The following is a 14,539-nucleotide window of genomic DNA, read 5'->3' on the forward strand; positions in this document are numbered from 1 at the left end:
ATAAAACATTTAAAATGCAAGAATATTCAAAAGATAAATTAAACAGAATAAAACGTGGAAAAGAAAGAGCCACGTATGATGTAGCACAAATCAACGCTATTTTAGATGCTGGTTTTTTATGTTACGTTGGGTATATTTATGACGGAAAACCAATTACAATTCCGATGGCATATACTAGAAATGAAGATAAAATTTATCTTCACGGTTCAACGGCAAACAGAATGTTATTGGCTATTTTAGAAAGCGAAGAAACCTCAATAACCGTTATGCATTTAGATGGATTGGTGTTAGCGCGTTCTGGCTTACATCATTCTGTAAATTATCGCTCTGCAACACTTTTTGGAAACTTAAAAAAAGTAGAAAACGATGCCGATAAAACAACAATTTTAAAATGGATTGTAGATCAAATGACTCCAAATCGTTGGGACTCTTTACGACCAATGTATCAAAAAGAATTAGACAGGACTTTAGTGGTAGAATTTACAATTACATCAGCTTCAGCTAAAATAAGAAACGAAGGTGTTATAGATGAACCCGAAGATTACGATTTACCTATTTGGGCTGGTGTTGTGCCTATAAAACAAGTAGCTGAATATCCTATTTCAGATACTCAACTAAAAGATGATGTAGAAATCCCTCCACATGTTTTAGCATATTATCATCAAAATAAACAGTAAATTTGTTTAAAATTAACCTTAAAAACTCCCTAAAATGTTTTCAAAAAAACACTTTTTAATTTTATTAATTGCATTTTCATTTCTTTCTTGTGGAGATAATTCAACAGACGAAATAGAAGATTTAGAAAATAAATCGATTACTCAAGAAGTTCATCAATTAGTAAACGAACACAGGGCTACAATTGGTAAAAGTGCGCTTTCTTTTAATGATCAAATCTCAGAAATGGCTTTAGAGCACACTAAATACATGATTAATAAAGGTAAAATAAGTCATGACAATTCTGATGCAAGATTTACACAACTAAAAACACTTTTTGGCGCAACTAGTTTTGCCGAAAATGTAGCATCGCACCAAAGAACTGCGAAAGAAGTGGTTACAAGTTGGTTAAACAGCCCCAATCACAGGTCAAATATTGAAGGGGATTTTACGCATACCGGTATTGGTGTTTCGCAAAACTCGAGCGGAAATTATTATTTTACACAATTATTTTACGCTAAATAAAAGTATATTTTTTACCAATTTAGGTTAAATTTAACGGTAAGTAATATTTTAAATTATGCTAAATTGCAAGCATGAAATTATATGACGTAATAATACTTACTGATAAGAGATATGTAACTCCTAAAGAAATTGATATTTACACTAAAAATGTTTTAGACGAAGATAATTTTGTTAAAACTGCTTTAGAAAAATTAGACTTAAAAGTAGGTAGATTTTCTTGGGATGATGCTAATTTTAATTGGGCATCAACCAAATATATTTTATTTAGAACTACTTGGGATTATTTTGATAGATATGATGAATTTTCCAAATGGTTAAATAACGTTTCTAAACAAACCATTTTATTAAATTCAGAAGCAATTATTCGTTGGAATATAGATAAACATTATTTACAAGATCTAGAAAAAAAAGGGGTTCGTATTTGCGAATCTTATTTTATTGAAGCTGGCGATAAACACACCCTAAAAAACTTAGCAAACAAACATCAACTTACCGAGTTTGTACTAAAACCATGTATTTCGGGCGGCGGAAGACATACTTATAAAGTAAATTCAAAAAACATTTCTAAGCACGAAGAGCTATTTGCACAATTAATTGCAAATGAGGCTATGATTTTACAGCCTTTTCAACATAATATTGTTGATAAAGGCGAAATATCATTAATGGTTATGAATGGAAAATTTACACATGCTGTTTTAAAAATTGCCAAAAAAGGAGATTTTAGAGTGCAAGATGATTTTGGCGGAACCGTACATAGCTACACTCCTACTCAACATGAAATTGAATTTGCTGAAAAAGCCGTAAAATCTTGTAAAGAACAACCTATTTACGCACGAGTAGATGTTTTTACAGACAACAATGATAATTTAGCTATTGCTGAATTAGAACTTATAGAACCAGAATTATGGTTTAGAAATTTTCCTAAAGCTGCTGATGAATTAGCAAAAGGAATTCAACAATTAATAAAACAACATGAAAAGTAAAATATTTAAATTTTTAGGAGCAATTATCTTAATTCTTATTGTTGCTATTGGTATTTTTTATAGCATTAACAACGAAAAACTTCCCGAAGGAAAACAAGGTGAAAAAGCTGATACTTTGGCAAATAAAATGCTAAAAGCTATGAACCACAAAGCTTATAAAAACACCGAAGTTTTAGAATGGAGTTTTAGAGATAAACATCATTATAAATGGATTAAAAGAGAAAATATAGTGATTGTTAAATGGGATAATCATGTGGTTCATTTATTTTTAAATCAACCAGAAAAAAACATGCTTTTTAATAAAGAATTAGAAAGAAATGTAAATCCTGACTCTAAAATATTTAAACAAGCACAAGATTATTTTAACAACGATTCTTTTTGGTTAGTTGCACCACACAAGGTATTTGATAGCGGCACAGAAAGACGAATTGTAAATTACAATGATAAAGACGCTTTATTGGTTACTTACACCTCAGGAGGATCTACTCCTGGCGATTCTTATTTATGGATTTTAGATGAGAATGGTTTTCCTACCGAATTTAAAATGTGGACTCAAATAATTCCTATAGGTGGCGTTTCTGCCACTTGGTCTGATTGGAAAACAACCAAAACAGGCATTAAATTACCAACAAAACATACACTTTCTTTATTTGGCATGGAATTAAGTATGGGAAATGTAAAATCTACAAACGTTAAAGCTGATATTTTAGCTCGCAAAATATTAAAAGCGATAAAGCATGAGGCTTATAAAAAAACACGTTTTTTAGAATGGAGTTTTGCAGGTAAAAGACATTTTAAATGGGATAAAGAAAAACATATTGTTGATGTTTCTTGGGATTCGGTTCGTGTAAATTTACATCCTAATAATTTAGAAAAAAGCACCGTTTTTTATAATAATAAACAACAAAAAACTACTGATACTTTAATCGTTAAAAAAGCTTGGAACATTTTTAACAACGATTCTTTTTGGCTCGTTGCTCCTCATAAATTATTTGAAAGCGGAATTATTAGAACCATAAAAAAGATAAACAATAAAGATGCCTTATTTGTAAAATACACCACAGGAGGCTCTACTCCTGGCGATTCATATCTATGGACTTTAAACAACAAATACATGCCTACGAGTTATAAAATGTATGTTCCGAGTATGAAAATGAACGGAGTTCCTGCTACTTGGGAAGGTTGGATTACTACCAAAAGTGGAACATTACTACCTACAAATCATTCGTTTAATAAAGGTGGTCAATTAAGTATGGGAACTGTTAAAGGGTACAATTAATTTGAATACTAATATTTTACATACAAAAGTACAAGCGTTTATTGATAAAAACTTAAATGCTGATATAACAAAACTGATTTTAAAGGGAAGTCCGTTTAAAGATATTTCTGTACAAGAGTTATCTAATCAGATAATTAGCAAGAAAAAATCGCAAACAAAATTGCCAACTTGGTTTACAACAGCTAATATTTACTATCCACCTAAAATAAGTATCGAACAAACTTCTTCTGAAAAAACAGCAGCTTATAAAGCAAATTTAGTTTCTGGTAAAAGTTTTATTGATATTACAGGCGGATTTGGTATTGATACTTATTATTTTTCAAAAAAATTTGAGCAAGTAATTCATGCAGAAATCAACAATGATTTATCTAAAATTGTTACTCATAATTACAATCAATTGCAAGTTAAAAACATTAAAACAATAGCTTCTGATGGATTAGAATTTCTTAAAAACACCTCTCAAAAATTTGATTGTATTTATATTGACCCTTCCCGAAGAAATGATGTAAAAGGGAAAGTGTTTTTACTAAAAGATTGCTTACCAAATGTACCAGAAAATATTGATTTTCTGTTTACAAAATCAGATACCATTCTGATAAAAAATTCACCAATGTTAGACATTACTGCTACCATAAATGAATTAAAATTTGTTAAAGAAATTTATGTTATCGCCGTAAATAACGAAGTAAAAGAGTTGCTTTTTTTACTTAAAAAAAATCATAAAGAAAAAATTGAGATAAAAACTGTTAACTTATTAAAAAACAATAATCAAGAATTTTATTTTACATCAAAAAATAATCTAATTTATGAGTTTGATTTACCACAAAGTTTTTTATATGAACCTAATACTGCTATTTTAAAATCGGGTGGCTTTAACGAAGTAGCACATCAATACAAAACATCTAAATTACATCAGCATTCTCATTTATACACCTCTAATAATTTAGTTGATAATTTTCATGGAAGAACCTTTAAAATTGACGCTGTTTATCCATACAATAAAAAGAAATTAAAAAAAGAATTATCAGTAAATAAAGCGAATATTACAACTCGAAATTTTCCTAAATCGGTTGCAGAAATCCGCAAAGAAACCAAGCTAAAAGACGGCGGAAGTGTATATCTGTTTTTTACAACAAATTGCCATAACGAGTTAATTGTTATTAGCTGCTCTAAACTCTAAAAACACAATTAAATAAGAAAACTTTCTTATTCGTTTACTTTTAAGTACATTTATTTAAAGTATGAAACAAGCAAATAGTTATCAATCAATAAAAATATCAGAAAATTCTTCTTTAAAAATTGAAGATGCTCTAGTTGTTGAAGCACCTCTACAAATCAATATAAACAACGAAGCTTACACGGTTGTAATGAGAACTCCTGGTGATGACAAAGAGTTAATTAGAGGACTTTTATTTGCTGAAGATATCTACAAACAAAAAGAAGAATTAACAATTGATATTACCGAAATAAACAAAGACTCATCTGCTGTTTTAAACGCTATTATTCCTGATAAAAAACTAGGTAAAGGTTATTTAAATAAACGAACACTTTTATCGGTTTCTTCTTGCGGAATTTGCGGAAAAAAAGAGTTGAGTGATTTAAAAATAAGCGACAAATCAATCGAACTATATATTAATGAATCGGTTGAGATAACTTTTGATATGCTTTTAAAAATGAATAACTTACAGTTTTTATTTAAAAAAACAGGCGGTAGTCATGCTTGCGCTCTTTTCAGTACTAAAAAAGAACTTTTAACAATAAAAGAAGATATTGGCAGGCACAATGCAGTTGATAAATGTATTGGCGATTTAATCAATAAAAATAGTTTAAAAAAGGCAAATTATATGTTGGTAAGCGGACGCGTATCTTACGAGATTGTTTCGAAAGCTTTTTTTGCTAAAATTCCGATTATAATTGCTGTTTCTGCTTGCTCTTCTTTAGCAGTTGATTTTGCAAAAGAATTCGGAATTTGCTTAATCGGTTTTAGCCGAAATAATAAAATGACAATTTACTCAAATCCTCAATATATAAATTATGAGCGATAAAAAAATACACGCCCAACCTCCAGAAAATTTAACAGGAATTAAACTTATTGATGTTCCTAAAAAAGCAGTAGGTACAAAAGCGATAAAATCGGCCTTAAATCATGTTTTTTCAGAAACAGGAGTCGCAACAGGAATTAGTTTACTAAAAAACATCAATCAAATAAACGGTTTTGATTGCCCTGGTTGCGCATGGCCAGATCCTGATGAAAAAAGAGCTTTTTTAGCTGAATATTGTGAAAATGGTGCAAAAGCGGTTGCCGAAGAAGCAACAACAAACAGAGTCTCTCCCTTATTTTTCGCCACACATTCGGTGCAAGAAATGTCTGAATGGTCTGATTATAAAATCGGAAAAAGTGGACGAATTACACATCCAATGTTTTTAAAAGAAGGTGCTGATAACTATGAAGAAATTTCTTGGGATGCTGCTTTTAATCTTATTGGTAGCGAATTAAATAAATTAAAATCGCCGGACGAAGCTATTTTTTACACTTCTGGAAGAACAAGTAATGAAGCTGCGTTTTTATATCAATTATTTGTACGACAGTTTGGAACTAACAACTTACCTGATTGCTCTAATATGTGCCATGAAAGTAGTGGTAGCGGACTTTCTGAAACACTCGGAATTGGTAAAGGTTCGGTTACTTTAGATGATTTTAATCACGCAGATTTGGTAATTGTAATTGGACAAAATCCAGGAACCAATCATCCTAGAATGCTAACAGCTTTAAAGGACACAAAGAAGAATGGTGGAAAAATAATGACTATCAATCCATTACCTGAAGTTGGTTTAATAAATTATGTTGATCCCCAAAATCCTTTAAAATGGCTAGGTGCTGGTGATAAATTAACAGATATATTTTTGCAAGTTAAAATTAATGGGGATGTTGCTTTGCTAAAAATCATTTTAAAAATGATGAAAGCACAAGAACAAAAGTCTGGAGATGTTTTTAATCATCAATTTATAAAAGACAAAACTCATGGTTTAGATGATTTTTTAGCTGATTTAGACAAATATTCTATTGAAGAGTTATTACCCCAAACTGGATTATCCGAAGAAAAAATTAAAGAAGCTGCCGAACTTATCATCAAAAATGATAAAATTATTATTTGTTGGGCAATGGGCTTAACACAGCATAAAAACGCCGTAGATAATATTAGAGAAGTTGTAAACCTGCTTTTATTAAAAGGAAGTATTGGTAAAAAAGGTGCTGGTACCTGCCCTGTTCGTGGGCATTCGAACGTACAAGGTGATCGTACCATGGGTATTTGGGAAAAACCTAAAAATGCTTTTTTAGACAGTTTAGAAAAGGAATTTTCTTTCACTGCGCCACGCAAACATGGTTACGATGTTGTTGCTGCTATTGAAGCAATGCATCAAAAAAAAGCTAGTGTTTTTGTAGGTATGGGTGGAAACTTTATTTCTGCAACTCCTGATACAGAATTTACAGCCGATGCTTTAAAAAACTGTGATTTAACAGTTCAAATATCAACAAAACTAAACAGAAGTCATTTAATTCACGGTAAACAAGCATTAATTCTTCCGTGTTTAGGTCGTTCTGAAAAAGACATTCAAAAAAATGGTGAGCAATTTGTATCGGTAGAAAACTCTATGGGCGTTGTACATCAATCTAACGGGCACTTGAATCCTGCTTCTAAACATTTATTAAGTGAACCAGCAATTGTGGCTGGTATTGCCCAAGCAACACTTAATAATGCTACCGTTAAATGGAACGAATTAATTACCAATTACGACTTAATTCGTAATAAAATTGAAGCTACCATTCCTGGTTTTAATAATTATAATGATAGAGTTCGTATAAAAGGAGGCTTTTATTTACCAAATAATGCACGCGAAAACAACTTTAGTCCTACTAAAACAGGAAAAGCAAATTTTACCACCAATTTACCTTCGGATGTTGTTTTAGATAAAAATCAATTTATGATGATGACGATTCGTACACACGATCAATATAATACCACCATTTACGGATTAGATGATCGTTATCGAGGCATTTTAAATGAGCGAAGAGTTGTTTTTATGAATCCTGAGGATATGAAAAAACAAGGTCTCTCTAAATTAGATAAAGTAGATTTAACAAGTCATTTTAAAGGAGAAGAAAGAAAAGCAATTGGTTTTTTAGTGATTCCTTATAACATCCCTAAACAGTGTACAGCAACCTATTTCCCTGAAGCAAACGTACTAGTTCCTTTAAAAAGTAAAGCTCGTATTAGTCATACTCCAGCTTCAAAAACGGTAATAATATCTATTCAAAAACAAGAGTAAAAAAAAGATTTGTACATTAGTAAAATATTTCAACCAAAATCAACCAAAAATTATGCCTTTTATCGAAGAAGACAAGTTTAAATTATTATTAGAAGATTTAGACAAAGCAGAAGTAAAAAAAGAAGAAGCAGAAAACGAATTAGGGTTATTGCAAGAAGAATACACTAGTTTTAAAAAGAAATCGAACATTCTTCCTATTATATTAGGTGTACTTTTAGGTGTTTCTATTGGAGCTGCTGTCTTTTTTTATATTAATAGTAAAGGGGTTGCATTTCCATCAGCAGATGAAATTGCTACTATCAAAAAAAATGAAACTAAAAGAGTTTTAGATAGCATTAAAAGAGCTGACGCTAGAAAAGCTAGAAAAAACAAATCGGGTCTTGGTAAAAATAATTTAGACAAAACGATAAATCAAGTTAGTAAAAGTACCTCAGGAGAAACTATGTATTCTGTACAAGTAGGTGTTTTTTCAGAAAATAGATTTCCACTTTTATCTTCTCAAACAATACCATCAACAGTAATTGCAACCGATGGTTATTTTAAATACTCTTTAGGTTTATATACTTCTTTAGGTGAAGCTAAAGAATTAAGAAAAGAATTAGTAAAAGTTGGATTTAAAGATGCCTTTGTTGCATCATATATTGATGGAAAACGTCAAAAAATACACAATTAAAAACAATATCATTAATGCTATTTAATTTTAGTAAACGAGCACTCATAGTATGTTTTACCATGAGTGTTCATCTTTTTTACGCTCAAAACGACGTTCCAAAACAAGAAACTCAAATTGGTTTTGGACAACTAGATTTTTTATCTATAAAAATGCCTGATAACGAAGAAAATATGGACTTCACGGGAGTTCACTATAATCTTAAGCCCAATAAATGGAGTTATATAGGGCTTGGTTTTTATGGTGCAGTGGGTGGAATTCGTGGTGGTTTTTTTACATTAGGTATCAATGCCGGAATTCAACAAAAAATTACTAAAAACCTTTTTGTTGATGCAGGTTTCCATTTTGGTGGTGGTGGCGGTGCTGCTGCTCCTGATGGTGGTGGTGCTTTTATTTTACCACATTTAAATTTAGGGTATGATTTTAAATATTTATCAGCAACTGCGGGATATAGTTATGTTAACTTTTTTGATAAAGGGACCATTAAAAGCAGTCAATTTAATGTAGCTGTTCAAATACCTTTATCTTTTAAAACTACAAGTTTTAATGAGCGAGAAAGCTATTTTACTTTAGAAGATTTTAAAAATACCTTATGGAACTCACCTAGCAACAAACTTTCGTTACTTGTTCATTTAAACAATTTAGATGTTACCAAAGGTTCTTATAAAGGGAAAACAATACGTTTGGCTGGTTTTGAACTAAATTCTTACTTAAATAAAAATGTCTTCTTTTTTATGAAAGCCGATGGTGCTTATGACGGAATTAAAGCGGGATATATGGATATTTTATTAGGGGCTGGTTATCATTTATCAATGAACAAAAACCGTACGAATATCTTAGCTAAATTTGGTGTTGGTGCTGGCGGTGGCGGTGGCGTTGATACAAAAGGTGGCTTTTTAATTTACCCTGATATTTCTATAGAACAAAAACTTTTTGATAATATTTATGCCTCTATCAATAAAGGATATTTAATGAGTCCGGATGCTCATTTTAAATCTTCTACATTAGGTTTTGGTTTAAAATACTATATTGATAAAGATGGAGTTTCATCTAAAGAAAAAAACTTTTCAAAAGGTAAATTTAAAGGCTTAGAAACAATTATAAAGCAAGATTTATATTTAAATGCTGCAAGGGATAATAATGGCGGTTTTAACCAAAATATGCATCAAATTTCATTACAGATTAACTTTTTCTTAAATAAATATATTTACGGAGCAGGACAAACATCGTTCGCTAATTTTGGTGATGCTGGTGCTTATGCCGAAGGTATTGTTGGTTTAGGTGTACAATCAAACACCTTTTTTAATAATACAACGTCAATATTTGTACAAGTATTAGGAGGTGCCGCTGGTGGTGGTGGAATTAGCACAGGGCAAGGTTTAATTGTAAAACCAAGTGCAGGAATTAACTATAAACTAACTCGTAATTTGAATTTACGAGGTGGTTTAGGTTATGTAAAAGCTAAAGGCGGAAAATTAAGTAGTACTTATCTTAATTTTGGTTTAAGTTATAATTTTTCTTTTTTAAGTGCTAAATAAAGTTATTTCAACTTTTTAATTAAAAATAAAACAGTCCTAACAATTTAATGTTAGGACTGTTTTGTTAATTCAGTTATTATTGAAAACCGCCTCCTGGACTTTCAGGGCTTTGAGCTTGAGCTTTTTGAGGATTCAATATCATATAAGTACCTAACGCTGTTAACGCAGCATACTTACCATAGCCTCCTAGTTTTTTTAAAGCTTCTTTTCTTGAAATTTCTTCGTTATTTTTATTTGATTTTTTATTTTTCATTATTATATTATTAGTTGATTACTATTTTTTTGTTTAATGTACCTTCTTTTTCTGTTGTTAAATCTAAAATATAAACACCTGCACTTATTGTAGGTAATACAATATCATTTGATCCTTTAGAGTTAAATGTTTTTGTAAATACTTGCTTACCTAAAAGATTAAATACTTTTATAGTAGCTTTTTGGTTTATTTCTTTAGTTAACACTTTCAATGAATTATCAGCCATAAACATTTTTAATTCACTAGGTAATAAATTTGGTACTTCGTTTGATGGTTTACTAACTGATGTATGTAAGTAAAAACGTCCTACTCCATTCGCTGCTGTGTTTAAAGTAGTTTTATAAGATTCGTTATCAATTCGTGTAAATGAATTATTTAATTTATCTTCTAAATAAACCTTCATATTACTAGGTAAACCAGATGATTTAGCTGACAATACTATTTTACTACCCATTTTAGCATTTATACCTAAAGGTATTACCATATCTTTATGGTTAGACTTTGGTAAACACTGTAAAGCAAAATTTGTTTTATTATCGCTTTTTAATAAATGTGTGTAAATATTAAAGCTTGTATCTGTTGCCGAGAAAACACCTGCATCATACCCAATATCTAAACCTAAACTAGTATTATTTAAGTACTTAATTTCTGTGCTTTTTGTTACTTCACCTTCTGTTAAAAAAACTTTTACAGATTGTTTAGTGTTTAACTGTGTTGCTCCTCTTACGCTTGATGAACCAGCAGCTATAACACGATTAGTAGTTTGCATTGCTGTTGTAAAATTAAATATATTTCCAACAGAAGGACCAGCAGTAGCTGCTTCTACAAAAAAACCTTGAGTTGGTTTTAAATAAGTTGCATCTGAGGCCTGATTAATAATATCGTATGATGATGTTGAAGAATCCCAAACATAAAGAGCTACTTTACTTGGATCTAACGTTGCTGCATTAGTTGTTAATAAATTATCTGTTCCGGCACTAGAGTTAATATTTACATTTGTAGTGTACGGATTACCTAATAAATTCCATTTATTACCCATTGCACTACCGTCTGAAAGAGTTACTCCCCAATTAGCAACAAAAATTTTACCTGTAAAAGTAACATTTTGACTAGTACCTGGTTTCATTGAATATCCTTTTCCTGAATTAGAATAATCAAAAGTTAAGCCTGTAATATCATTTGTACCTGCACTGTTGGTATAATATACATACCTATTTGTAGCTAAAGCATTATTATAAGTTGCCATAGAATATTTATTTCCGCTTGTTGCAAAAGATGTAGCTATATTAAAAATAGTACCTCCTGAAACTGGTGGAGATATTAACTCCCAAACAGATGAAGACATATATCTTTTATACTCAATATCATTATCTAAATGATCTCCTTTTAAATGGATAAAAGAATTATCTGAATAAACAATAAAACTACCTTGTTGATTTAAATCTCCTTCAATAGTAAAATTAATTTCACTATTAAAATTATTCATACCTACAGTTAATGTTGCACCTGACTCAATGGTTACATTATTAGCATAGTTATTATTAGTGTTTAAAACTGGTTGACTAATAGGTCCTGCAGGAATTAATACATCATCTGTAATTGTAGGTACTACACCTCCACTCCAGTTAGCTGTACTATTCCAATTTGTATTGCTTGCTCCTGTCCAAGTTATACCTGAAAAAGAAGGAGGTGTATATTCATAAGCTCCTCTATCAACATTTGAATTATATGTTCTGTCATTACCAGCTAAATCTTTTGTACCAATTACTGATGCATTATTTCCATTATCTAAAGCTGAAGAAGATGTTAATGTTAATTTATAATCTGCTGTTAAATTAGGGTTAACTGTACTAGTATTAGTTGGACCACTAATATTAATAAAATTATTTGGATCAATATTACGGTCTATTACTCTTGTTGAAGAGGTAGTCATCTGATCATAACTACCACTAGTACGACCTATTGCTGTAGGATTAGAAGAAACATTAGAACTATTACTCCAAAAAATATTATTTACAATATTTATATTACCAAAACTCCCATCATTTTTTGATATTCCAATAAGAGGCCTATTTCCTGTATTAGTAGCAGGAACATTAGCATAATTATTAACAAATGTATTATTTATTATATTAGCTGATAATACAGCACCAGTAAAATGAGCTCTTAATCTTCCTACAGGAGCTCCTGCTGCATTATAACTACTGTTACTACCTGTTTTATTACCATCAAATAATGAGTTTGCAATCGTAATATTTAATGTTTTATTGTGTCCCGATAAATGGTAATCAAATCCTGAAGCAGCAGATGATAAATTATTTTTTATTATACAAGCATCTATTACAATTACACTATTTGATTGAACTGTAAGACTTAATCCAGCACCCGATAATGTTGAAACATTATTTTTAACAATACAATTTTTTACAGTTAAATTAGACACACTAACTTCTTTAAAAATACCACCTCCAAATCTATCATTTCCACTTGTACCGTTGGCATATCCATTTTTTATGGTAAAACCATTTACTTCAAGACCATTACCAATAACAGTTACAACATGCTTACTATTATCGGATCTGTTATTTGTAGCATTGGCAGTATAATCTGCTGTGGTAAGATTATAATTAACAGGATCATTTCCATTTAAATCTCCACTTAAAATTGTTGCATTTGTTGTATGTATAAGACTTAAATCTCTATCAATCAAATTAGCCTCTGTTCCTGCAAAACCACCATAAATATTATCTCTTATTGAAAAAGTTTCGTTTACGTCTGATATACTTGGTGTATAAGTACCTTTTGCAACCCAAATTTCATCATAAGAATAAACAGAATTTAAAGCTGCTTGTAAATCACTATAAGCATTTGCCCACGACGTACCATCATTAGCACCACCACTTACGTTTGTATTTACATACGCTCTTGGTCTTTGATTCATTACAAAAGGATCTGAAGTATATAAGGTTGTTATTTGCGTATCAGTAAGTGCTGATTGATAATAAATTACATCATCCATTGCTCCATTATAAGTTCCAGAAGTTATTTCCATCGTTGAATTATTATAAAGTCCAGTTGATGCAGAACCATTACCATATTGCCCGCTTATACTAGTCTGTTTTACTCCGTCTACAAAAACATCATAAACAAGATTAGTCCCAGATTGCAACCTAGTTCTTAAAACTATGTGATGCCATTGGGAATCTCTTAAATTAAGACCTGTTGAAGTTGTAAATCCACCAACATCAGATGAAGTAGTTCCCATTACTACTGATACCGTTAAATTACCATTAGTTTTTAAAATAAGTCTAGTACCTTTACTATTAGTTGATTCTACGTTATTAAAAATATGTGCAAAATTATTAGTACTTGCACCAGCCTTCATCCACAAACTTATTGTAGAATCTGAATAATTTCCTATTCCAATTGAAAATGGCCCTAATGTTGAAGCTATTTGTGCTGCATTAGTGTTTGTTGTGGTAAAATCTCTATCTTGAACAGCAGCAGGGGCAGATCCTGAAATAGATGCAGCTGAACCACTAGTACCTGCAGAAGAATTAGCTTTGCTTCCATTTGTAAATTCAAAATGAGCAAACGACCCAGAAGGTATTGTTTGCGCATAAGAATAACTACAAACGAGTAGCATTAAATAAAATAGTTGTTTTTTCATAATATGTTATTTTTTAGTTTACACAAATAAAACTGAATAGCTTTAATTTAATGCAAACCGATTTGTGAATGGCAGATTGAGTTTGTGAATGGTAATTATTTTAGTGAATTTTTAGCTTAAAAAAAAAGAGAGTGTTTATAATAAACACTCTCTTTTTTTTAAAAATTTATACTTATTTTAATTAAAACTTATAACAAAATCTTTTATTTTTTCTTTTGTCATAGTAGCTACTTTAGCTTTACTTTTACTGTAAAAATTACTAAAAGAAAAATCAGTAGCACCTGCATCTTTTTTATTTGACATTTTAACAATTACAAAACTATCTTTATCATAAGTAAAAACAAACAAGCCGTAATCATTATAAAAAACAGGAAAACCAAGTTGCTTACTTTCGTCTTCTTTATATTTATAAATTGCTGGCATGCACTTTTTTGGGCAAGCAGCAATTGCTAATACTTTATCTTTACCAAACATACCGAATTGAAATAATTTTTCTTTTGTTTGTTCACGACCTATACCGTTTTCTGCTTCTAATAAATAATATTTACCATTAATAGCTTCGGTAGGTTCGTTTTGTGAAAAAAGTGCGAATGGTGTTAACAAAATGATTATTAATTTTAATATTGTTTTCATAATAG

General features: G+C 30.4%; 12 protein-coding genes. 9 read left to right on the top strand and 3 right to left on the bottom strand.

Annotated elements, in window-relative coordinates; all coding sequences use genetic code 11:
• The first annotated feature begins 14 nt into the window (after positions 1-14).
• From ACN5J5_RS12000 to ACN5J5_RS12040, 9 genes are all read left to right on the top strand, one after another.
• Positions 15-677 carry a pyridoxamine 5'-phosphate oxidase family protein gene (locus tag ACN5J5_RS12000; RefSeq protein ID WP_418645129.1) on the top strand — a complete coding sequence of 221 codons (663 nt, stop codon included), beginning with the start codon at positions 15-17 and terminating at the stop codon, positions 675-677.
• A gap of 34 nt (positions 678-711) precedes the next feature.
• Positions 712-1,179 carry a CAP domain-containing protein gene (locus ACN5J5_RS12005; protein WP_418645130.1) on the top strand — a complete coding sequence of 156 codons (468 nt, stop codon included), beginning with the start codon at positions 712-714 and terminating at the stop codon, positions 1,177-1,179.
• Positions 1,180-1,250: 71 nt separating this feature from the next.
• Complete coding sequence (locus ACN5J5_RS12010; RefSeq protein ID WP_418645131.1) at positions 1,251-2,162, top strand: ATP-grasp domain-containing protein; 912 nt, start codon at positions 1,251-1,253, stop codon at positions 2,160-2,162.
• Positions 2,152-3,441 (top strand): hypothetical protein, encoded by a 1,290-nt coding sequence (locus ACN5J5_RS12015; protein WP_418645132.1) that lies wholly within the window; start codon positions 2,152-2,154, stop codon positions 3,439-3,441. Before ACN5J5_RS12010 ends, ACN5J5_RS12015 begins: the two co-directional genes overlap by 11 nt.
• A gap of 1 nt (position 3,442) precedes the next feature.
• Entirely contained in the window at positions 3,443-4,621 is a 1,179-nt protein-coding gene (locus ACN5J5_RS12020) for a class I SAM-dependent methyltransferase (RefSeq protein ID WP_418645133.1), read from the top strand.
• 61 nt (positions 4,622-4,682) lie between these two features.
• A complete protein-coding gene (gene fdhD, locus ACN5J5_RS12025; RefSeq protein WP_418645134.1) occupies positions 4,683-5,486 on the top strand; it encodes a formate dehydrogenase accessory sulfurtransferase FdhD in 804 nt (267 codons plus the stop codon).
• Positions 5,476-7,770: an FdhF/YdeP family oxidoreductase gene (locus ACN5J5_RS12030; protein ID WP_418645135.1), complete on the top strand. Its 2,295-nt coding sequence runs from the start codon at positions 5,476-5,478 to the stop codon at positions 7,768-7,770. Before fdhD ends, ACN5J5_RS12030 begins: the two co-directional genes overlap by 11 nt.
• Positions 7,771-7,822: 52 nt before the next feature.
• Positions 7,823-8,443: an SPOR domain-containing protein gene (locus tag ACN5J5_RS12035; RefSeq protein ID WP_418645136.1), complete on the top strand. Its 621-nt coding sequence runs from the start codon at positions 7,823-7,825 to the stop codon at positions 8,441-8,443.
• 59 nt (positions 8,444-8,502) lie between these two features.
• Positions 8,503-9,978, top strand: coding sequence for a hypothetical protein (locus ACN5J5_RS12040; protein WP_418645137.1), 1,476 nt, complete (start codon positions 8,503-8,505; stop codon positions 9,976-9,978).
• Between the two features lie 76 nt (positions 9,979-10,054).
• On the opposite strand, the gene ACN5J5_RS12045 is transcribed toward ACN5J5_RS12040, so the two are convergent.
• From ACN5J5_RS12045 to ACN5J5_RS12055, 3 genes are all read right to left on the bottom strand, one after another.
• A complete protein-coding gene (locus tag ACN5J5_RS12045) occupies positions 10,055-10,231 on the bottom strand; it encodes a hypothetical protein (protein WP_418645138.1) in 177 nt (58 codons plus the stop codon).
• Positions 10,232-10,241: 10 nt separating this feature from the next.
• Positions 10,242-13,901: a T9SS type A sorting domain-containing protein gene (locus ACN5J5_RS12050; RefSeq protein ID WP_418645139.1), complete on the bottom strand. Its 3,660-nt coding sequence runs from the start codon at positions 13,899-13,901 to the stop codon at positions 10,242-10,244.
• 177 nt (positions 13,902-14,078) lie between these two features.
• Positions 14,079-14,534 (bottom strand): hypothetical protein, encoded by a 456-nt coding sequence (locus tag ACN5J5_RS12055; RefSeq protein WP_418645140.1) that lies wholly within the window; start codon positions 14,532-14,534, stop codon positions 14,079-14,081.
• Between the last annotated feature and the right edge of the window lie 5 nt (positions 14,535-14,539).

The organism is Tenacibaculum insulae (assembly GCF_964512435.1).
GTDB classification, from domain to species: domain Bacteria; phylum Bacteroidota; class Bacteroidia; order Flavobacteriales; family Flavobacteriaceae; genus Polaribacter; species Polaribacter insulae_A.

Bases quoted from the DNA above. Each gene is read 5' to 3' on its own strand.
- ACN5J5_RS12000 (WP_418645129.1), top strand. From the start codon at position 15: ATGCAAGAATATTCAAAAGATAAATTAAACAGAATAAAACGTGGAAAA.
- ACN5J5_RS12005 (WP_418645130.1), top strand. From the start codon at position 712: ATGTTTTCAAAAAAACACTTTTTAATTTTATTAATTGCATTTTCATTT.
- ACN5J5_RS12010 (WP_418645131.1), top strand. From the start codon at position 1,251: ATGAAATTATATGACGTAATAATACTTACTGATAAGAGATATGTAACT.
- ACN5J5_RS12015 (WP_418645132.1), top strand. From the start codon at position 2,152: ATGAAAAGTAAAATATTTAAATTTTTAGGAGCAATTATCTTAATTCTT.
- fdhD (WP_418645134.1), top strand. From the start codon at position 4,683: ATGAAACAAGCAAATAGTTATCAATCAATAAAAATATCAGAAAATTCT.
- ACN5J5_RS12030 (WP_418645135.1), top strand. From the start codon at position 5,476: ATGAGCGATAAAAAAATACACGCCCAACCTCCAGAAAATTTAACAGGA.
- ACN5J5_RS12035 (WP_418645136.1), top strand. From the start codon at position 7,823: ATGCCTTTTATCGAAGAAGACAAGTTTAAATTATTATTAGAAGATTTA.
- ACN5J5_RS12040 (WP_418645137.1), top strand. From the start codon at position 8,503: ATGAGTGTTCATCTTTTTTACGCTCAAAACGACGTTCCAAAACAAGAA.
- ACN5J5_RS12045 (WP_418645138.1), bottom strand. From the start codon at position 10,231: ATGAAAAATAAAAAATCAAATAAAAATAACGAAGAAATTTCAAGAAAA.
- ACN5J5_RS12050 (WP_418645139.1), bottom strand. From the start codon at position 13,901: ATGAAAAAACAACTATTTTATTTAATGCTACTCGTTTGTAGTTATTCT.
- ACN5J5_RS12055 (WP_418645140.1), bottom strand. From the start codon at position 14,534: ATGAAAACAATATTAAAATTAATAATCATTTTGTTAACACCATTCGCA.